The organism is Pseudomonas subflava (assembly GCF_023823685.1).
In the GTDB taxonomy this organism is placed as follows: Bacteria; Pseudomonadota; Gammaproteobacteria; order Pseudomonadales; family Pseudomonadaceae; genus Aquipseudomonas; species Aquipseudomonas subflava.
In genome coordinates, this window is sequence record NZ_JAMXBF010000003.1 from 19,182 (window position 1) to 38,006 (window position 18,825).

Below are 18,825 nucleotides of genomic sequence, written 5' to 3' on the forward strand. Positions count from 1 at the left end.
GCGCTATGGAGAATGTCCCCATGCATAGCCCCTGCGCCGTGATCCCGGTCTACAACCACGAGCACGCCCTGCCCGTGGTGGTCGCCGCATTGCACGAAGCCGGCCTGCCCTGCGTGCTGGTCGACGATGCCTCCAGCCCGAGCTGCGCGACGGTGATGGATGAACTGGCAGCTCAAGAAAATACTTACCTGGTGCGCCTGCCGGTGAACCAGGGCAAGGGCGGCGCGGTGATGGCCGGCCTGCGCGAGGCGCAGCGCCTGGGCTTTACCCACGCTCTGCAGGTGGACGCCGACGGCCAGCACGACCTGGCCGATATCGCCACCTTCCTCGGCACTTCCCGCGAGCATCCGCAGGCGCTGGTCTGCGGCTACCCGCAGTACGACGCCAGCGTGCCGAAGAGCCGCCTGTACGCACGCTACCTGACCCACATCTGGGTGTGGATCAACAGCCTGTCGCTGTCGATCCGCGATGCCATGTGCGGCTTCCGCGTCTACCCGCTGCCGGCCACGGTGGCGCTGCTCGACGCCAGCAACCTGGGCAAGCGCATGGATTTCGACCCGGAGATCCTGGTGCGCCTGGCTTGGCGCAACCAGCCGATGCAGTGGCTGCCGACCAGGGTGCATTATCCGCTGGACGGCCTGTCGCACTTCCGCCTGTTCCACGACAACGCGCTGATCTCGAAGATGCACGCCAAGCTGTTCTTCGGCATGTTGCTGCGCGCGCCGCTGATCCTCTGGCGCAGGTGGCGCGGATGACCGGGCAGAAGGCCGAACACTGGGCCGGCCAGCGCGAACGCGGCCACTTCCTGTTGATGAAGTTCACCGCCGGCGCCGTGCGCCTGCTCGGCCGCCGCGCGCTGACGCCGCTGTTGTACGCCATCGTCCTGTACTTTTTCGTCTTCGGTCGCCAGGCGCGGCGCAGCATCCGCCAGTACCAGCACAACCTGGCCAGCTGGAGCGGGCGCAGCGAGCTGGCGCCGCGCTTCGGCTCGGTGTTCGCCCAGTTCATGGCCTTCGCCGATGCCCTGCTGGACAAGCTCGACGTGTGGAACGGCCGCCTCGGCCTGGAGCAGATCACCCTGATCGACCCCGACGGCATCCGCCAGCGCCTGCACCGCGAGCCGCGCGGGCAGATGCTGGTGGGCGCCCACCTGGGCAACCTCGAGGTGTGCCGCGCCCTGGCCGAGCTGGGCGAGAAGGTGCAGATGAACGTGCTGGTGCACACCAAGCACGCCGAGCAGTTCAACCGCCTGCTCGGCGAGGCCGGCGCCAGCCACCTGCGGCTGATCCAGGTCAGCGAACTGGACCCGGCGATCATGCTGCAGCTGTCCGAGCGCCTGGAGCGCGGCGAGTGGCTGGCGATCGCCGGCGACCGCGTGCCGCTGCATGGCGGGCGCAACGTCAGCGTGAATTTCCTCGGCCATTCGGCCGCTTTCCCGCAAGGGCCCTGGCTGCTGGCCGGACTCCTGCAATGCCCGGTCAACCTGATGAGCTGCCTGAAGATCGACGGCCGCTACCAGGTGATCCTCGAACGCTTCGCCGAGCGCGTGCAGTGGACGCGCAAGGAACGCGACGAGGTGATCCGCGGCTGGGTACAACGCTATGCCGAGCGTCTTGGCGAACGCTGCCTGAACGCTCCGCGGCAATGGTTCAACTTCTACCCGTTCTGGAATGCCCATGACTGACCACGTGACCTTCGGCGAAGCCCAGCTGACCATCGAGCAGGTGGTCGCCCTGGCCAACCGCACCACCCGCGCGCAGTTGCAGGGCGATGCCGCCTACCGCGAGAAGATCGCCAAGGGCGCGCGCTTCCTCGACACCCTGCTGGACAAGGAAGGCGTGATCTACGGCGTCACCACCGGCTACGGCGACTCCTGCGTGGTGGCCGTGCCGCTGCACCAGGTCGAGGCGCTGCCCAAGCACCTGTTCACCTTCCATGGCTGTGGCCTGGGCAAGCTGCTCGACGAAGCCAGCACCCGCGCCGTGCTGGCCGCGCGCTTGCAGTCGCTGTGCCACGGGGTTTCCGGGGTGCGCGTGGAGCTGCTGGAGCGCCTCCAGGCCTTCCTCGAACACGATGTGCTGCCGCTGATCCCGGAAGAAGGCTCGGTTGGCGCCAGTGGCGACCTGACCCCGCTGTCCTATGTCGCCGCCACCCTCAGCGGAGAGCGCGAGGTGATGTACAAGGGCGAACGCCGCAGCGCGGCGGACGTGCATAAAGAACTCGGCTGGACGCCGCTGACCCTGCGCCCGAAAGAAGCGCTGGCGCTGATGAACGGCACCGCGGTGATGACCGCCCTGGCCTGCCTGGCCTATTCGCGCGCCGACTACCTGCTGCAACTGGCCACCCGCATCACCGCGCTCAACGTAGTGGCGCTGGAAGGCAACCCGGAACACTTCGACGAGCGCCTGTTCGCCGCCAAGCCGCACCCGGGCCAGACCCAGGTCGCCGCCTGGCTGCGCGAAGACTTGGCCGTGGCCGAGCCGCTGCCGCCGCTGCACCGCCTGCAGGACCGCTACTCGCTGCGCTGCGCGCCGCACGTGCTCGGCGTGCTGGCCGACAGCCTGGGCCTGCTGCGCCAGTTCATCGAGATTGAGCTGAACAGCGCCAACGACAATCCGCTGTTCGACGCCGAGACCGAGCGCACCCTGCACGGCGGCCACTTCTACGGCGGGCACATCGCCTTCGCCATGGACAGCCTGAAGAACCTGGTCGGCAACGTCGCCGACCTGCTCGACCGCCAGCTCGCCCTGTTGGTCGACACCCGCTACAACCACGGCCTGCCGAGCAACCTGTCCGGCGCCCCGGCAGAAACCGCGATGATCAACCACGGCTTCAAGGCCGTGCAGATCGGCACCAGCGCCTGGACCGCCGAAGCGCTGAAGAACACCATGCCGGCCAGCGTGTTCTCGCGCTCCACCGAGTGCCACAACCAGGACAAGGTGAGCATGGGCACCATCGCCGCGCGCGACGCCCTGCGCAGCCTGGAGCTGACCGAGCAGGTCGCCGCCGCCACTCTGCTGGCCGCCAACCAGGGTGTGTGGCTGCGCGAGCGCGCCGGCAAGACCGACATCCCCGCGCCGCTGGCCGCCATGCGCGCGCAGCTGGCCGTGGATTTTGCACCAGTGATCGAAGACCGCGCCCTGGAAGGCGAGCTGCGCCTGTGCCTGGCGCGCATCCGCAGCCGCCACTGGGGGCTGTATGCGTGAGTCGCTCGCGGTGCGCATGGCGCACCCTACGGACGCGATACACACGCCGTGCAGGGTGCTCTGCGTAGCGTGCGCCGTGCGCACCACCGTCTGGGGAGCCGATCATGCGTAAGGAGGGCGTGCTGCAAGCGGAGATCGAGCTGAACGTCCCGTTCTTCGACGTCGACATGATGGAAGTGGTCTGGCACGGGCACTACGTCAAATACTTCGAGGAAGCGCGCTGCGCCCTGCTCGACAAGCTCGGCCACAACTACCGGCAGATGCGCGGCGCCGGCTACGCCTGGCCGATCATCGATCTGCAGGTGCGTTATATCCGTGGAGCGCAGTTTGGTCAGCGCATCCGCGTGCGTGCCGATCTGGTGGAGTGGGAGAACCGGCTGAAGATCAATTACCTGATCACCGATGTGGCCACCGGGGAGCGCATGACGCGCGGCAGCAGCGTGCAGGTGGCGGTGGAGATTGCGACTCGGGAGATGCTGTTGGCATCGCCTCGGGTGTTTGTTGAGGCGGTGGAGAGGGTTATTGCGTGAGCTGGCTCATCGCGGCTTGTCGGCAACTCGTAGGCTGGGTGGAGCGTAGCGACACCCAGCAGACCGATGCCCGGCGCTTGGCCAATTACCTCAGTGCTTTGTCGCTTTCGGTTGCGCCCCCCCGGGCGCGTCACTTTTTCTTGTTTGCCCAAGAAAAAGTAACCAAAAAGAAGGACACCCCGACATTCGGGTCTGTCCGCTACGCGGCCAGACTCCCCTCGCTCCGGTGCCACTCCGGGGGCCGGCTTACAAGGGCCATCCATGGCCCTTTAAGCCTCTCGCCGCATCCCTGCGGCTCGTCCCCCTGCGCAACACCTCCACTCGGCCTCCTGACGGGGACTTCCGCGCGCCTGATGCATGGGGGCGCAACCGCAGGCCAGCATGCGTCTGCCCGCTCACAACAGAGGATGGGGCCGGGACAGGTCCCGTCAGAAGGCCGAGTGGAGTCGATCTGTAAGGGGTTGAGCGGCATGGATGCCGCGAGAGGCGCGATGGGCCAGGGATGGCCCTTCGCGACGTGCCCCTGGAAGAGTGACGGAATGAGGGAAGTCGAGCGTAGCGAGACCCGTATGCCGGGCGTGCTTTCTCTTTGGTTACTTTCTCTTTGCACGAGCAAAGAGAAAGTAACTCGCCCGGGTGGGCGAAACCCGAACCCAAAAGCCAGCTCGACAATCAGCCAAGTAATCAAAGCCGCGAGCCTGCTGCTCCTAAGCATAAGCACCCCATACGCCCACGCCTTCGACCTGGCCGAGCTCAGCGCCCAGCTGGCCAAGCCCGCCGTGGTGCGCGGGCCGTTCGTGCAGGAGAAACACCTGCGCGCCCTGCCCACGCCGCTGACCAGCCAGGGCCAGTTCACCCTGTCCCGCGACCACGGCCTGCTCTGGCTGCTGCAGAAGCCGCTCAAGCAGGACTACCGCATCGACGACGCCGGCATCGCCCGTCGCACCGACGATGGCTGGCAACAGCAACCGGGCCAGGACGTGGCCGCCCAGCAGAGCCGCCTGTTCCTCGCGGTACTCAAAGGTGACCGCAGCGGCCTTGAGCGCGACTTCGACCTCAAGCTCAGCGGCCAACAAGACGCCTGGCAGCTCCAGCTCACCCCGCACTCCCTGCTGCTCAAGCAGATCTTCAGCGCCATCCGCATCGACGGCGGCGCGCTGGTCGAGCGCATCGAACTGATCGAGACCCAGGGCGACCGCACCGTTCTGAAACTGCCGCAGAGCCAGGCTGGCGACGGGTTGACCGAGCAGGAGCGCGCCGACCTTGTCCATTAGCGTCCAACGCCTGCTGCCGCGCCTGTTCGGCGCCCTGCTCCTGGCCCTGCTGGTGCTGGCCGCCTGGCAGTGGCGCGACGGCCCGCCGGTGCAGGCCAGCATGCTCGCCCTGCTGCCCAAGGGCGCCGGCGACGAGCTGGTGCAGCAGGCCGAGCAGCGCATGCAGGAGCCGCTGTCGCGCGAGCTGCTGATCCTGATCGGCCACCCACAGCGCGAGCGCGCCATCGAGCTGGTGCGCCAGGCCGGTAAGCAGTGGCAGGCCAGCGGCCGTTTCGACAAGGTGCAGTGGAGCCTGCAGGCCGACCTCGACGCCATCCGCCAGCAACTGCGCGGCGAGCGCCTGGCCCTGCTGGCACCGACTGACCTCCAGCTGCTGATCGAGCAGCCGGACAGCTTCATCGAGCAGCGCACGCAGCAGTTGTTCGACACCTTCGCCGGCTTCGGCCTGCTGCCCACCGAGCAGGACTGGTTCGGCCTCGGCCTGCGCGCCCAACAGACGCTGAATCCCGGCAGCCGCATCCAGGCCGACCTCGGCAGCGGCGCCCTGCTGCTGCAGGACGACGGCACCACCTGGGCTCTGCTGCGCCTGCGTACCCGTGGCGATGCCTTCGACATGCAGGCTCCACCGCAGATCGCCGCCGCCGTGGCCGAGCTGCGCCAGCAGATCGAGAGCGAAGGTGGCCAGCTGCTCGCTGCCGGTGGCGCGCTGCACGCCGCGGCCGGCCAGGCCAAGGCCACCCAGGAGATCGCTCTGATCGGCGGCGGCGCCACTCTCGGCACCCTGCTCCTGCTACTGCTGGCCTTCCGCCGCCCGCGCATCCTGGTCAGCCTGCTGCCGATGGGCGTGGCGCTGCTGGCCGGCTGCACTGCCTGCGTGCTGGTGTTCGGCCAGATCAACGCGCTGACCCTGGTGCTCGGCGCCAGCCTGGTCGGCGTCGCCGCCGACTACCCACAGCACTACCTGAGCAAGAGCTGGGGCGACGGCCCCTGGTCGAGCTGGGCCGCGCTGCGCGAGACCCTGCCGGGACTGAGCCTGAGCCTCGGCACTAACCTCGCCGGCTATGTGGCGCTGGCCTTCACCCCGTTCCCGGCGCTGACCCAGATCGCCCTGTTCTCCGCCGCCGGCCTGATCGGCGCCTACCTGTGCTCGGTGTGCCTGCTACCGGCCTGGCTGAACAACCTGCGCCTGGCGCCACCGGCCAGCCTGCGCCGCGCCGCCGGGCGCCTGGTGCAGCGCCGCGAACGCCTGCTGGCGCGCACCGGCAGCTGGCCGCTGCTGCTCGCCCTGCTGGCCTTCTGCGCCGGCGGCCTGTGGCAGCTGACGCCGCAAAACGACCTGCGCCAGTGGCTGGGCCAAGAGCCGAGGCTGATGAGCGAGGCCCGGCGCATCGCCGAGCTGACCGGCCAGCAGCCCACCAGCCAGTTCTTCCTGGTCCGTGGCGCCGACGAGCAACAGCTGCTGCAGCGCCAGACCGAACTCAGTGCGCGTCTGGACGCCGCCATCGCCGCCGGCCATCTGCGCGGCTATCGCGCCCTCAGCCAGCTGGTCGCCCCCGAGAGCGAACTGGCACCGCTGCGCGCCGCGCTGGCCAAGCTGCCGCAGCACTGGCAGCCGCTGCTCGACCTCGGCCTACCGGAGGCCGCGCTGCGCGCCGAGCTGGACGAGTTGCTGCGTGCGCCGCAGCCGAGCCTGGAGCAGGCCCTGGCCGGCCCGCTGGGCGAGGCCTGGCGCCCGCTGTGGCTGGGCCGCCATGGGAACGAGGTCGCCGGCATCGTCAGCCTGCAGGGCCTGAATGACAGCGCGCTGCTGCAGCAAACGGCCGAAGGGCTGCCCGGCGTGCAGCTGATCGACCGCCTGGGCGAGCTGAACCAGCTGTTCGCCGCCACCCAGCTCAGCGCTGCCGAGCTCAAGCTGATGTCCAGCGCCGCCATCCTGTTGCTGCTGTGCCTGCCCTTCGGCCTCGGCGGCGCGCTGCGGGTGATCTGCCTGCCGCTGCTCTCGGCCCTGGCGGCGCTGGCCTGTCTCGGCTGGCTGGGTCAGCCGCTGACCCTGTTCAGCCTGTTCGGCCTGCTGCTGATCACCGCCATCGGCGTCGACTACGCGATCCTCATGCGCGAGAACATCGGCGGCACGGCGGTGAGCCTGCTCGGCACCCTGCTCTCCGCGCTCACCGCGTGGATGTCGTTCGGCCTGCTGCTGATCAGCCAGACCCCGGCCATCGCCAACTTCGGCTTGGCCATCAGTCTCGGCCTGCTGTTCTGTTTCCTGCTCTCGCCCTGGGCCGCCGGGCGGCCGCACAAGGAGGTCGTCGCGTGAGCGTGCTCGGCTTCTGGCTGCTGGCCCTGGCGATCTACGCCCTGGTGGCGATCATCGGCGGGCGCCGGCTGATTCCCATCGTCGGCCAGTTGCTGGTGGCGGCCATCGCCATTCCCGCCCTGCTGCTGTTGTGGGTCGAGCCGCACTGGCAACTGAGCGCCCAGGACCTGCTGGCGCCGACCTGGCTGAACCTGACCTACGGTCTGTGCTTCGCCCTGCTGCTGGGCTACATCCTCAGCGACGTGATCGACCTGGACCTCAGCCCGGCCTGCTTGAAGATCGCCCTGCCCAGCTTTCTGGTGCCGATGCTGGCCGGCCTGGCCTGCTCGCTCTGGCTGCTGCCCGGCGAGCGCAGCTGGCTCAGCGCGGTGGGCATCGGCCTGCTGTTCTCGATCACCGCCATCCCGGTGCTCTACCTGTTCCTGCAGAGCATCGGCTACCCGGCGGCGGACACCAAGCGCCTGCTGCACGCGGCGATCCTCATGGAATTCCTGTGCTGGAGCCTGTTCGGCCTGGCCCAGGGCAGTAGCCACCCGGCCGCGCTGCTGTGGCCGCTGCTGGCCGCCGCCCTGCCGCTGCTGTTGCACAAAGTGCTGCGCCTGCGCCACGGCCTGTTCTACAGCCTGCCATTCTTCGCCCTGATGCTGCTGTTCCAGCAACTCAAGATCAACGCCCTGGTGTTCGGCATCGCCTACATGCTGTGCCTGGGCTGGCTCAGGCAGCCGTTCGTGCTACCTCTGCCGGAGCGCGCCTGGAAGCTGCTGATGAACGGCCTGGCCGTGCCGCTGATCCTGACGTTCGGCGTGCTGCGCGTGGACTTCCATGGCATAGGTCAAGACTACTCCTGGCTGGCCATCGGTATGCTCGTCCTGCTGCCGGCCATCAGCAAGGTGCTCGGCAGCTGGCTCGGCCTGCACTGGGCCGACCCGAGCGCCGCGGCGCGGATCAAGTGGCACGAAAGCCTGCTGCTGAACATCCGCGGCCTCACCGAAATCGTCTTCCTCAACCTGCTCCTGCAACTGCAGCTGATCGATTCGCTGGTGTATTTCGGTCTGCTGCTGATGAGCCTGTTCTCCACCCTGCTGCCGGCCCTGCTCGGCAAGCATGCCAACAACAATGAAGCGAGAAGCCGTTATGAAGTCTCCTGAAGTCGAACAGCGTCAGATCGTCGTCATCGGCGCGGGTCCGTCCGGCGCCATCGCCGCCGCCATCCTCAAGCGCCAGGGCCACGATGTGCTGGTGCTGGAACGCCAGCGCTTCCCGCGCTTCTCCATCGGCGAGAGCCTGCTGTCGCACTGCCTCGACTTCGTCGAGGAAGCCGGCATGCTCGAAGCGGTGCAGGCCGCCGGCTTCCAGACCAAGCACGGCGCGGCCTTCGCCTGGGGCGAGCGCTACACCGAGTTCGACTTCCGCGACAAATTCACCGAGGGCAAGGGCTCGACCTACCAGGTGATCCGCGCCGACTTCGACAAGTTGCTGGCCGACCAAGCCGAGCTGCAGGGCGTGGATATCCGCTACGAGGAAGAAATCTTCGCCGCCGACTTCTCTGGCGACTGCCCACGCCTGTCGGTGCGCCGCCTGGCCGACGGCCACGAGTATGAAGTCGAATGTGCCTTCGTCCTCGACGGCAGCGGCTACGGCCGCGTGCTGCCGCGCCTGCTCGACCTCGACACGCCGTCGTCCTTCCCGATCCGCCAGGCGGTGTTCACCCACATCGAGGACCGCATCGACCCGGCCTCCGGCTTCGACCGCGAGAAGATCCTGATCACCACGCACCCGACACTCAGGGACGTGTGGTTCTGGACCATCCCTTTCAGCAACGGCCGCTGCTCGCTCGGCGTGGTCTCCGCCGCCGAGCACTACGAGGGCTACCCGAAGGACCTCGACGCCTGCCTCAAGCAGTTTGTCGCCGAGACTCCGAGCCTGGCCAAAGTGCTGGAAAACGCCGTGTGGGACACCCCGGCGCGCGCCATCGGCGGCTACTCGGCCAACGTCAAGAGCCTGCACGGCCCGGGCTTCGCCCTGCTGGGCAACGCCGCCGAGTTCCTCGACCCGGTGTTCAGCTCCGGCGTGACCATCGCCATGCGCTCGGCGAGCATGGCCGCCGGCCTGCTGCATCGCCAGCTCAGCGGTGAGACGGTGGACTGGAAGAACGAGTTCGCCATCCCGCTCAAGCGCGGCGTGGATACGTTCCGCGTGTATGTGCAGGGTTGGTACGATGGCAGCTTCCAGGACGTGATCTTCTACGAGAAGGCCACGCCGGAGATCCGCCGCATGATCTGCTCGATCCTCGCCGGCTACGCCTGGGACGAGAAGAACCCCTATGTCGCCGAGCCCAAGCGCCGCCTGGGCGTGCTGGCCGAGATCTGCGCGACCAACTGAGGAAACCCTGTCGATGGAACGCGCCGCACCTACCTACGTCGAGGAAACCCGCTTCGGCTTCTGGTTCCTGCAGAGCCACGTGTGGCAACACCATGTGCTGCGCGTGGCAATCAACGATCTCAAGCGCCTGATCGATGCGCCGCTGCCGCAGGCACCGGTGCTGCTCGACGCAGGTTGCGGCCAGGGCCGCTCGTTCGGTCTGCTCAACGAGGCCTACGCCCCGGCGCGGATGATCGGCCTCGACGCCGACCCGCACAGCCTCGACTGCTCGCGCGCCGAGGCCGAGCGCTTGGGCCTCGACGTACAACTGATCGCCAGCGACTGCGCGGCCATCGACCTGCCGGATGCCAGCGTCGACATCCTGTTCTGCCACCAGACTTTCCACCACTTGGTCGAGCAGGAACGGGCCCTGGCCGAGTTCTGGCGCGTGCTGAAACCGGGTGGCCTGCTGCTGTTCGCCGAGTCGACCAAGTTCTACATCGACACTTGGGTGATCCGCTGGCTGTTCCGCCACCCGATGCATGTGCAGAAGAGCGCCGAGGAATACCTGGGCATGCTGCGCCAGCAGGGCTTCCAGTTCGAGGACCGCAACGTCTCCTACCCCTACCTGTGGTGGAGCCGCGCCAAGGACTTCGGCCTGCTCGAGCGCTGGGGCATCATGAAGGCCAAGCCGTTTGGCCAGCGTGACGAGACCCTGGTCAACGCAGTGGCGCGTAAGCCGTGATGCTACGGGTTGTACTGCTCGCCCTGACCCTGTTGCTCGGTGCCTGCGCCGGGCACACGCCCGTGCCGGCGAGCAGCCCCGCACTGAGCGCCGCACTGCCCATCAGCCTGCAGATCGAGCGCACACAGAGTGCTGAGCAGCGCGACTGGCTGCTGGTCATCCAGGCCGAAGGCCAGGCCCTGCGCTGGTCGCTGTTCGATCCACTCGGCGTGCCGCTGGCGCGCCAACTGCTGGAGCACGGCGAATGGCGCAACGACGGCCTGCTGCCACCGAATGCCGAGGCCCGCGAGCTGTTCGCTGCCCTGTTGTTCGCCCTCACCGCCGATAACGCGCTGACCGCCTACCCCGAGGGCAGCTGGCAGCGCGGCGCCGATGGTCAGCGCCGGCTTAACCCGGACTGGCGAATCCGCTACCGTTCCGCACTGGACTTCACCCTCGCCGCACCGCAGCTCAGCTATCGGGTGCGCGCGCTGAACCAAGAAGAAGGCAACTGATGCCCAGCTATTTAAATGCCCTCGGCCTGCTGTGCGCCCTGGGCGAAGGCAAGCAGGCGGTGGCCGACGCACTGCTGGCCGGCGATGCCTCCGGCATGCGCGCCGAGGACGGCTGGGTCACCGACCGCCGTCTCACCGTCGGCGCCGTGCGCGCTGCCCTGCCGGCCATGCCGGAGGGCTTCGAAACCGCCCATAGCCGCAACAACCAGCTGCTGCTGGCCGCCGCCCAACAGATCGAGCCCGAGCTGCGCGCCGCCATCGCCCGCTACGGCGCCGCCCGCGTCGGCCTGGTGCTGGGCACCAGCACCTCGGGCATCCGCGAGGCCAGCGACGGCATCGCCCGCTTCCTTCACGAGGGCGAGCTGCCCGCTGCATACGACTACGCCCAACAGGAGATGGCCGCGCCGGCCACCTTCCTCGCCGACTGGTTGCAACTGGCCGGCCCGGTTTACTGCCAGTCCACCGCCTGCACCTCCAGCGCGCGCGCCCTGCTCAGCGCCCATCGCCTGCTGCAACAAGGGCTGTGCGATGCAGTGATCTGCGGCGGCGTGGACAGCCTGTGCCGTCTGACCCTGAATGGCTTCTCGGCCCTCGAAGCGGTCTCCGCCGAGCCCTGTAATCCCTTCTCGGTGAACCGCCACGGCATCAATATCGGCGAGGGCGCCGCACTGTTCCTGATGACCAAGGAAGCCAGTCCGATCGCCTTCCTCGGCGGCGCTGCCACCTCCGACGCGCACCATATTTCCGCGCCACACCCCGAGGGTCTCGGCGCCCGCGCGGCGATGGACAAGGCCCTGGCCAACGCCGGCCTGCAGCCCGGCGATATCGACTACCTCAACCTGCACGGCACCGCCACGGCGCACAACGATGCGATGGAGAGCAAGGCCGTACAAGGCCTGTTCCCCGCCGGCGTGCCCTGCTCGTCGAGCAAGCCGCTGACCGGACACACCCTGGGCGCCGCCGGCGCGCTGGAGGCGGCCTTCTGCTGGCTGACCCTGAGTGAGCACAACCGCGACGGCCTGCTGCCGCCGCACTTGTGGGACGGCCAGGCCGACCCGGCACTGGAGCCCCTGCAGCTGGTTGGCGCTGGCGATCAGCTGGCCCGCAGCAGCGGCCGCCGCCTGATGAGCAACTCCTTTGCCTTCGGCGGCAATAACGTCGCCTTGATCCTGGGAGACGCGCCATGAGCCTGTGGCCGATCGCCGAGCTGGTGCCGCACGCCGGCGACATGATCCTGATCGACGAGGTGCTGAGCTTCGGCGCCGAGGACATCGAGACCCGCCTCACCGTGCGCCCCGGCGGCCTGTTCAGCCAGGCCGACGGCAGCCTGCCGGCCTGGGTCGGCATCGAGCTGATGGCGCAGAGCGTGGCCGCCTACGCCGGCTGCCAGGCGCGCCAGGCCGGTCTGCCGGTGGAGCTGGGCTTCCTGCTCGGCACGCGCAAGTTCGAGTGCAACGTCGAACGCTTCCCGGCCGGTGCCGAGCTGCGCATCAAGGCCCTGCGCTCGCTGCAGGACGACAACGGCATGGGCGTGTTCGAATGCCACCTGGACGGCCCCGACATCCACGCCGAGGCACGTCTCAATGTGTTCCGCCCGCCGGAAGTGGCCAGCTATCTACAAGAGCAATCGCAATGACTGAAACCATTCTGGTGACCGGCTCCAGCCGCGGCATCGGCCGTGCCATCGCCCTGCGCCTGGCCCGCTCCGGTTACGACATCGTCCTGCACTGCCGCTCGCGCCGCGACGAGGCCGAAGCCGTGCAGGCGCAGATCACCGAGCTGGGCCAGCAGGCGCGCATCCTGCAATTCGACGTGTCCGACCGCGCCGCCTGCCGCGAAGCGCTGGAGACCGACGTCGAGCAGCACGGCGCCTACTACGGCGTGGTGTGCAACGCCGGTCTGACCCGCGACGGCGCCTTCCCGGCGCTGAGCGACGAGGACTGGGACCAGGTACTGCGCACCAACCTCGATGGTTTCTACAACGTGCTGCACCCGCTGACCATGCCGATGATCCGCCGCCGCAAGGCCGGGCGCATCGTCTGCATCACCTCGGTGTCCGGGCTGATCGGCAACCGCGGCCAGGTCAACTACAGCGCCTCCAAGGCCGGTGTGATCGGCGCCGCCAAGGCCCTGGCCATCGAGCTGGGCAAGCGCAAGATCACGGTCAACTGCGTGGCGCCGGGGCTGATCGACACCGAGATCCTGGATGACCTGGTGCCGGTGGACGAGATCCTCAAGATGATTCCGGCCGCGCGCATGGGCACCCCCGAGGAAGTGGCCGGTGCGGTGAATTTCCTGATGTCCGAGGAGGCGGCGTACATTACCCGCCAGGTCCTCGCGGTGAACGGTGGTTTGTGTTGATGAAACGTGTAGTCGTCACCGGCATGGCCGGCATCACCTCGCTGGGCAGCGACTGGCCGACCATCTCGGCCAACTTCGAAGCCGGCAAGAGCGGCATCCGCCGCATGGACGAGTGGGACCGCTTCACCGAGCTGAATACCCGCCTGGGCGGCCCGGTGGACGACTTCGTCCAGCCCAGGCACTGGACGCGCAAGCAGACCCGCAGCATGGGCCGGGTGTCCAAGCTGGCGGTGTACGCCGCCGAGCGCGCCCTGGAGCATGCCGGCCTGCTCGGTGACGAGCGCATCCAGGACGGCCGCATGGGCGTGGCCTGCGGCTCGTCCACCGGCAGCACCGACGAGATCAAGGCGTTCGGCAATATGCTGCTCAATTCGGTAGCAGACGGCCTCAACGCCAACTCCTATATCCGCATGATGCCGCACACCACGGCGGCCAATATCAGCATCTTCTTCGGCCTCAAGGGTCGCCTGATCCCCACCTCCAGCGCCTGCACCAGCGGCAGCCAGGGCATCGGCTACGCCTACGAGGCGATCAAGTTCGGCCGCCTGAAGATGATGCTGGCCGGCGGCGCCGAGGAGCTGTGCCCGACCGAGGCCATGGTGTTCGACGCGCTCTACGCCACCAGCCTGAAGAACGACACCCCGCACCTGTCGCCACGCCCCTACGACGCCGGCCGTGACGGCCTGGTGATCGGCGAAGGCGCCGGCATCCTGGTGCTGGAAGAGCTGGAGCACGCGCTGGAGCGCGGCGCGACCATCCATGCCGAGATCGTTGGCTTCGGCTGTAACTCCGACGGCATCCATGCCACCAAGCCGGAGCAGGCGACCATGCGCGGCGCCATGGAGCTAGCCCTGGAAGATGCCGGCCTTGCGCCCGACGCCATCGGTTACGTCAACGGCCACGGCACCGCCACCGCCCAGGGCGATGTGGCCGAGAGCCTGGCCACCAGCAGCCTTTTCGGCCCGCGCATGCCGATCAGCTCGCAGAAGAGCTTCTTCGGCCACACCCTGGGCGCCTGCGGCGCGCTGGAGTCCTGGTTCAGCATCGAAATGATGAACTCGGACAGCTACGTGCACACCCTGAACCTGGACAATGTCGACCCCGAATGCGGCGAGCTGGACTACCTGCGCGGCGAGTTCCGCCAGATGAGCCACCAGTACGTGATGAACAACAACTTCGCCTTCGGCGGGGTGAACACCTCGCTGATCTTCAAACGCTGGAATGGAAGCCCCGCATGATCCGCCCCCTCAGAGTCCTGTTCATCGCCCTGGCCCTGTTCGGTCTGGCGGCCTGCACCTCCAAGCCGCTGCTGCAGCCCGAGGCCAAGCTGCCGGCCGAGCGCGAGTTCAGCCAGGTGCAGCTGCAGCAGGCCATCGTCAGCGCGCTGGAGGCGCGCCGCTGGCAGGTGGAGCGGGTCGAGCCCACGCAGATCCAGGCCTCGATCAACGTGCGCCAGAAGCATCTCGCCCGGGTCAGCATCGACTACAGCCCCTTCGGTTTTCAGATCCGCTACCGCGACAGCCAGGGCCTGGAGTACGAGGACGGCAACATCCATCGCAACTACAATCGCTGGGTCAACAGCCTGCGTGCCGAGATCCTGCAGCGCCTGAATCTCCCGAAAAACCCGTGAGTCACTTATCGTCAAGGAGACGACCATGAAACTGAAAAACTGGACCCTGGCCGCCCTGCTCTTCGCTGCAATCCCGGGCATCAGCCAGGCACGTGATACCACGCACTTCCTGCCGTTCGACCAGGTGGTCCAGGAAGCCATTAACGCCAAGCGCCTGGACGGCAGCGTGAAGTTCCACCTGGCGGGCACCAAGCCGGCCGGCGGCGTGAACGTGGTCAAGTCCGGCGTCACCACCAGCCAGAAGACCAACGCCTTCAACAAGAGCGACGAAGAAGCCTGCTCCTGGGCCCTGCAGTCCGCGCTGATCCGCCTGCAGAACGCCGCCAAGCAGGCCGGCGCCAACGCGGTGGTCAACATCGTCAGCAACTACAAGAACGTGGTCTATTCCGACGCGCAGAAGTACGAGTGCCACGCCGGCGCCATCATGGCCGGTGTCGCCCTGAAGGCCGACCTGGCCAACGTCAAGTAATCCAATTGCCTGAGCGGCGGCGAGTTCTTCCCACCACCAGGCACACAGTAAAACGCCGGCTTTCGCCGGCGTTTTCATTTGCGCGTTTGTTACTGCAGGACTTCGACCAGGTCGACGTCGATCTCGCGCTTCATCATGCCCTTGTCGACTTCACCGGTCAGCTTGACCTTGGTCTTGTCGTCGAAGGCCACCGGCGGCAGGTCTTCGTCGTCGATCTCGATGGTGATGGTGCCGCTGCTGTCCTTGAATTCGTATTTCTCGTCTTCGAGCTTTTTGATGATGTGGCCTTGCAGGACCACGTTGGCGTCGTCAACGGCCTCCTGAGCGGCCGCCACGGTGGTAATGGCCTGCGCGCCCGGGCCGGTGTAACCGGCAGCCAGGGCAGCGGTGCTGAACAGGGGAGCGACGAGCAGAGCGAGGTAGCGAGCTTTCATGATTCCGATCCTTGCGTGGGTTGGTGTGGAATCAGACTATCCAGCACAGCTGAACTGAAACTGAATCGGCGAAAACGAAAACGCCCGGCAGCGGCCGGGCGTCTCGAGTGCGCGCGAAGGGTCAGGCGTGATACTGCGCCGACAGCTCGTGCACGGCCTCGAAGAAGGCCTTGGCGTGTTCCGGCGGCACTTCCGGGGTGATGCCGTGGCCGAGGTTGAACACCTGGCCGTCGCCCGGGCCGTAGGAGGCAAGAATGCGCGCCACCTCGGCGCGGATGGCCTCCGGCTTGGCATGCAGCACGGCCGGGTCCATGTTGCCCTGCAGCGCCACCTTGCCGCCCACACGCTGACGCGCGCTGCCGATGTCGCAGGTCCAGTCCAGGCCCAGGGCCTCGGCGCCGGTCTCTGCCATGGCCTCCAGCCACAGGCCACCGCCCTTGGTGAACAGGATCACCGGCACGCGGCGACCATCGTGCTCGCGGATCAGCCCGTCGACGATCTGCTTCATGTAGCGCAGGGAGAATTCCTGGTAGGCCGCCGACGACAGCGCGCCGCCCCAGGAATCGAAGATCTGCACGGCCTGGGCACCGGCCTTGATCTGGCCGTTGAGGTAGGCGGTGATGGAGCGGGCCAGCTTGTCGAGCAGCGCGTGCATGGCCTGCGGGTTGTCGTAGAGCATCGCCTTGGACTTGCGGAAGTCGCGGCTGGAGCCGCCCTCGACCATGTAGGTGGCCAGGGTCCAGGGGCTGCCGGTGAAGCCGATCAGCGGCACGCGGCCGTTCAGCTCGCGGCGGATGGTGCGCACCGCGTCCATGACGTAGCCCAGGTCCTGCTCGGCATCGGGAATCGGCAGCGCATCGATGTCGGCCATGCTGCTGACCACCTTCTTGAAGCGCGGGCCCTCGCCGGTCTCGAAGTACAGGCCCTGGCCCATGGCGTCGGGGATGGTGAGGATGTCGGAGAAGAGGATCGCGGCGTCGATCTGCGGGTAGCGGTCCAGCGGCTGGAGGGTGACCTCGCAGGCCAGCTCGGGGTTCTTCATCAGGCTGACGAAGTCACCGGCCTTGGCGCGTGTGGCGCGGTATTCCGGCAGGTAACGGCCGGCCTGGCGCATCATCCACACCGGGGTGACGTCGACGGGTTGCTTGAGCAGGGCGCGCAGGAAACGGTCGTTCTTCAGGGCGGACATCGGCAGGGTTCCTGGAAAATCGGCAGGGAGCGTAGCGGCGGGAGTATGCGGACGGCGCACGGTGGCGGCCCCCTTCCTCCGGGCGGGCTCCCGGATCGCAGGAGCGCCGCGCGCCTCGGCGCAGAAAAAGTGCGGGCATTTTCGCAGACCCCAAAACAAAAGGCACGGCGGGTGCCGTGCCTTTTGTCCATCGCGACGATATGCCGCGACGCGGATCGCTCGCTAAGCGTCGCGAGCGAAGGTCAGGCTAGGCGCAACGTGAGTAACAGCCTCCGGCTGGTCAAACAGGTGAGGAAGCGCAGTTTACGAGTTGTAAATGAGTATTCCGAGACGGCGCGTCCCGACCTGTTTTCAACAACGCCTGGCCGAGCGCAGCAGCTTAGACCTGCAGGTAGTCCAGGATGCCTTCGGCGGCGGTACGCCCCTCGAAGATCGCCGTCACCACCAGGTCGGAACCACGGACCATGTCGCCACCGGCGAAGATCTTCGGGTTGCTGGTCTGGTGCTTGAACGGACCGCGCTCCGGTGCCACCACGCGGCCCTGGCTGTCGGTGTCGATCTGGAAGTCGCTGAACCAGGCGGCCGGGCTCGGGCGGAAACCGAAGGCGATCAGCACGGCTTCGGCCGGGATGATTTCCTCGGAGCCCGGGATCGGCTCGGGGCTGCGGCGGCCACGGGCGTCCGGCTCGCCGAGACGGGTCTCGACCACCTTCACGCCTTCCACCTTGTCCTCGCCGACGATGGCGATGGGCTGGCGGTTGAAGAGGAACTTCACCCCCTCTTCCTTGGCGTTCTTCACTTCCTTGCGCGAGCCCGGCATGTTCTCTTCGTCACGACGGTAGGCGCAGGTCACGGCCTTGGCGCCCTGACGGATGGAGGTGCGGTTGCAGTCCATCGCGGTGTCGCCACCGCCGAGCACGACCACGCGCTTGCCCTTCATGTCGATGAAGTCTTCCGGGTTCTTCTCGAAGCCGAGGTTGCGGTTGACGTTGGCGATCAAGAAGTCCAGCGCGTCGGTGACGCCCGGCAGGTCTTCGCCCGGGAAACCGCCCTTCATGTAGGTGTAGGTACCCATGCCCATGAACACGGCGTCGTACTCATCCAGCAGTTGCTGCAGGGTGATGTCGACACCGATCTCGGTGTTCAGGCGGAACTCGATGCCCATGCCGGTGAAGACTTCGCGACGACGGCTGAGCACGCTCTTCTCGAGCTTGAACTCGGGGATGCCGAAGGTCAGCAGGCCGCCGATTTCCGGGTTCTTGTCGAACACCACCGGGGTCACGCCGTTGCGCACCAGCACGTCGGCGCAGCCCAGGCCGGCCGGGCCGGCGCCGATCACGGCGACGCGCTTGCCGGTCGGCTTGACCTTGGACATGTCCGGACGCCAGCCCATGGCGAAGGCGGTGTCGGTGATGTACTTCTCCACCGAGCCGATGGTCACCGCGCCGAAGCCGTCGTTAAGGGTGCAGGCACCCTCGCAAAGGCGGTCCTGCGGGCACACGCGGCCGCAGACTTCCGGCAGGGTGTTGGTCTGGTGGCTCAGCTCGGCGGCGGCCAGGATGTTGCCTTCCGAGACCAGCTTGAGCCAGTTCGGAATGAAGTTGTGCACGGGGCACTTCCACTCGCAGTACGGGTTGCCACAGCCCAGGCAACGGTGTGCCTGGTCGGCGGCCTGGGCCGGCTTGAAGGGCTCGTAGATTTCCACGAACTCCTTCTTGCGCTGGCGCAGGAGCTTCTTCTTCGGATCCTTGCGCCCGACCTCGAGGAACTGGAAGTCGTTGTTCAGACGTTCAGTCATTTCAAAACCTCATCAAA

19 protein-coding genes are annotated in these 18,825 nt (G+C 67.3%); 16 read left to right on the forward strand and 3 right to left on the reverse strand.

Features of this window, described 5'->3' with window-relative positions; all coding sequences use genetic code 11:
- Positions 1 to 20: 20 nt before the first annotated feature.
- From NF616_RS03535 to NF616_RS03610, 16 genes are all read left to right on the forward strand, one after another.
- On the forward strand, positions 21 to 755 hold the full coding sequence (locus tag NF616_RS03535; protein ID WP_252271677.1) for a glycosyltransferase family 2 protein: 735 nt from the start codon (positions 21 to 23) through the stop codon (positions 753 to 755).
- On the forward strand, positions 752 to 1,684 hold the full coding sequence (locus NF616_RS03540; protein ID WP_252271678.1) for a lysophospholipid acyltransferase family protein: 933 nt from the start codon (positions 752 to 754) through the stop codon (positions 1,682 to 1,684). Before NF616_RS03535 ends, NF616_RS03540 begins: the two co-directional genes overlap by 4 nt.
- Positions 1,677 to 3,206 carry an HAL/PAL/TAL family ammonia-lyase gene (locus NF616_RS03545; RefSeq protein ID WP_252271679.1) on the forward strand — a complete coding sequence of 510 codons (1,530 nt, stop codon included), beginning with the start codon at positions 1,677 to 1,679 and terminating at the stop codon, positions 3,204 to 3,206. The genes NF616_RS03540 and NF616_RS03545 overlap by 8 nt, the downstream gene beginning before the upstream one ends.
- 104 nt (positions 3,207 to 3,310) lie before the next feature.
- Entirely contained in the window at positions 3,311 to 3,736 is a 426-nt protein-coding gene (locus tag NF616_RS03550) for an acyl-CoA thioesterase (RefSeq protein WP_252271680.1), read from the forward strand.
- A gap of 713 nt (positions 3,737 to 4,449) precedes the next feature.
- Positions 4,450 to 5,010: an outer membrane lipoprotein carrier protein LolA gene (locus tag NF616_RS03555; RefSeq protein WP_434091864.1), complete on the forward strand. Its 561-nt coding sequence runs from the start codon at positions 4,450 to 4,452 to the stop codon at positions 5,008 to 5,010.
- Positions 5,000 to 7,327: an MMPL family transporter gene (locus tag NF616_RS03560; RefSeq protein WP_252271681.1), complete on the forward strand. Its 2,328-nt coding sequence runs from the start codon at positions 5,000 to 5,002 to the stop codon at positions 7,325 to 7,327. The genes NF616_RS03555 and NF616_RS03560 overlap by 11 nt, the downstream gene beginning before the upstream one ends.
- A complete protein-coding gene (locus tag NF616_RS03565; RefSeq protein ID WP_252271682.1) occupies positions 7,324 to 8,475 on the forward strand; it encodes a sodium:proton antiporter in 1,152 nt (383 codons plus the stop codon). Before NF616_RS03560 ends, NF616_RS03565 begins: the two co-directional genes overlap by 4 nt.
- Complete coding sequence (locus tag NF616_RS03570; RefSeq protein ID WP_252271683.1) at positions 8,462 to 9,709, forward strand: NAD(P)/FAD-dependent oxidoreductase; 1,248 nt, start codon at positions 8,462 to 8,464, stop codon at positions 9,707 to 9,709. Before NF616_RS03565 ends, NF616_RS03570 begins: the two co-directional genes overlap by 14 nt.
- 13 nt (positions 9,710 to 9,722) lie before the next feature.
- Positions 9,723 to 10,433, forward strand: coding sequence for a class I SAM-dependent methyltransferase (locus NF616_RS03575; protein ID WP_252271684.1), 711 nt, complete (start codon positions 9,723 to 9,725; stop codon positions 10,431 to 10,433).
- Positions 10,433 to 10,927: a hypothetical protein gene (locus tag NF616_RS03580; RefSeq protein WP_252272466.1), complete on the forward strand. Its 495-nt coding sequence runs from the start codon at positions 10,433 to 10,435 to the stop codon at positions 10,925 to 10,927. Before NF616_RS03575 ends, NF616_RS03580 begins: the two co-directional genes overlap by 1 nt.
- Positions 10,927 to 12,114 (forward strand): beta-ketoacyl-[acyl-carrier-protein] synthase family protein, encoded by a 1,188-nt coding sequence (locus tag NF616_RS03585; protein ID WP_252271685.1) that lies wholly within the window; start codon positions 10,927 to 10,929, stop codon positions 12,112 to 12,114. Before NF616_RS03580 ends, NF616_RS03585 begins: the two co-directional genes overlap by 1 nt.
- Positions 12,111 to 12,563, forward strand: a complete 453-nt coding sequence (locus NF616_RS03590; RefSeq protein WP_252271686.1) for a hotdog family protein — start codon at positions 12,111 to 12,113, stop codon at positions 12,561 to 12,563. Before NF616_RS03585 ends, NF616_RS03590 begins: the two co-directional genes overlap by 4 nt.
- The gene (gene fabG / locus NF616_RS03595) at positions 12,560 to 13,288 is read left to right on the forward strand and encodes a 3-oxoacyl-ACP reductase FabG (protein ID WP_252271687.1); all 729 of its coding nucleotides are present in this window, start codon (positions 12,560 to 12,562) and stop codon (positions 13,286 to 13,288) included. Before NF616_RS03590 ends, fabG begins: the two co-directional genes overlap by 4 nt.
- Entirely contained in the window at positions 13,288 to 14,526 is a 1,239-nt protein-coding gene (locus NF616_RS03600) for a beta-ketoacyl-ACP synthase (protein WP_252271688.1), read from the forward strand. The genes fabG and NF616_RS03600 overlap by 1 nt, the downstream gene beginning before the upstream one ends.
- The gene (locus NF616_RS03605; RefSeq protein WP_252271689.1) at positions 14,523 to 14,918 is read left to right on the forward strand and encodes a hypothetical protein; all 396 of its coding nucleotides are present in this window, start codon (positions 14,523 to 14,525) and stop codon (positions 14,916 to 14,918) included. Before NF616_RS03600 ends, NF616_RS03605 begins: the two co-directional genes overlap by 4 nt.
- 25 nt (positions 14,919 to 14,943) lie before the next feature.
- Positions 14,944 to 15,387: an excinuclease gene (locus NF616_RS03610; protein ID WP_252271690.1), complete on the forward strand. Its 444-nt coding sequence runs from the start codon at positions 14,944 to 14,946 to the stop codon at positions 15,385 to 15,387.
- A gap of 89 nt (positions 15,388 to 15,476) precedes the next feature.
- Here NF616_RS03610 and NF616_RS03615 read toward each other — a convergent pair whose 3' ends face one another.
- From NF616_RS03615 to NF616_RS03625, 3 genes are all read right to left on the reverse strand, one after another.
- On the reverse strand, positions 15,477 to 15,821 hold the full coding sequence (locus NF616_RS03615) for a YgiW/YdeI family stress tolerance OB fold protein (RefSeq protein ID WP_252271691.1): 345 nt from the start codon (positions 15,819 to 15,821) through the stop codon (positions 15,477 to 15,479).
- A 121-nt stretch (positions 15,822 to 15,942) separates the two neighbouring features.
- A complete protein-coding gene (gene hemE, locus NF616_RS03620) occupies positions 15,943 to 17,010 on the reverse strand; it encodes a uroporphyrinogen decarboxylase (protein WP_252271692.1) in 1,068 nt (355 codons plus the stop codon).
- Positions 17,011 to 17,389: 379 nt separating this feature from the next.
- Positions 17,390 to 18,808, reverse strand: coding sequence for an FAD-dependent oxidoreductase (locus tag NF616_RS03625; RefSeq protein ID WP_252271693.1), 1,419 nt, complete (start codon positions 18,806 to 18,808; stop codon positions 17,390 to 17,392).
- Positions 18,809 to 18,825 lie beyond the last annotated feature (17 nt).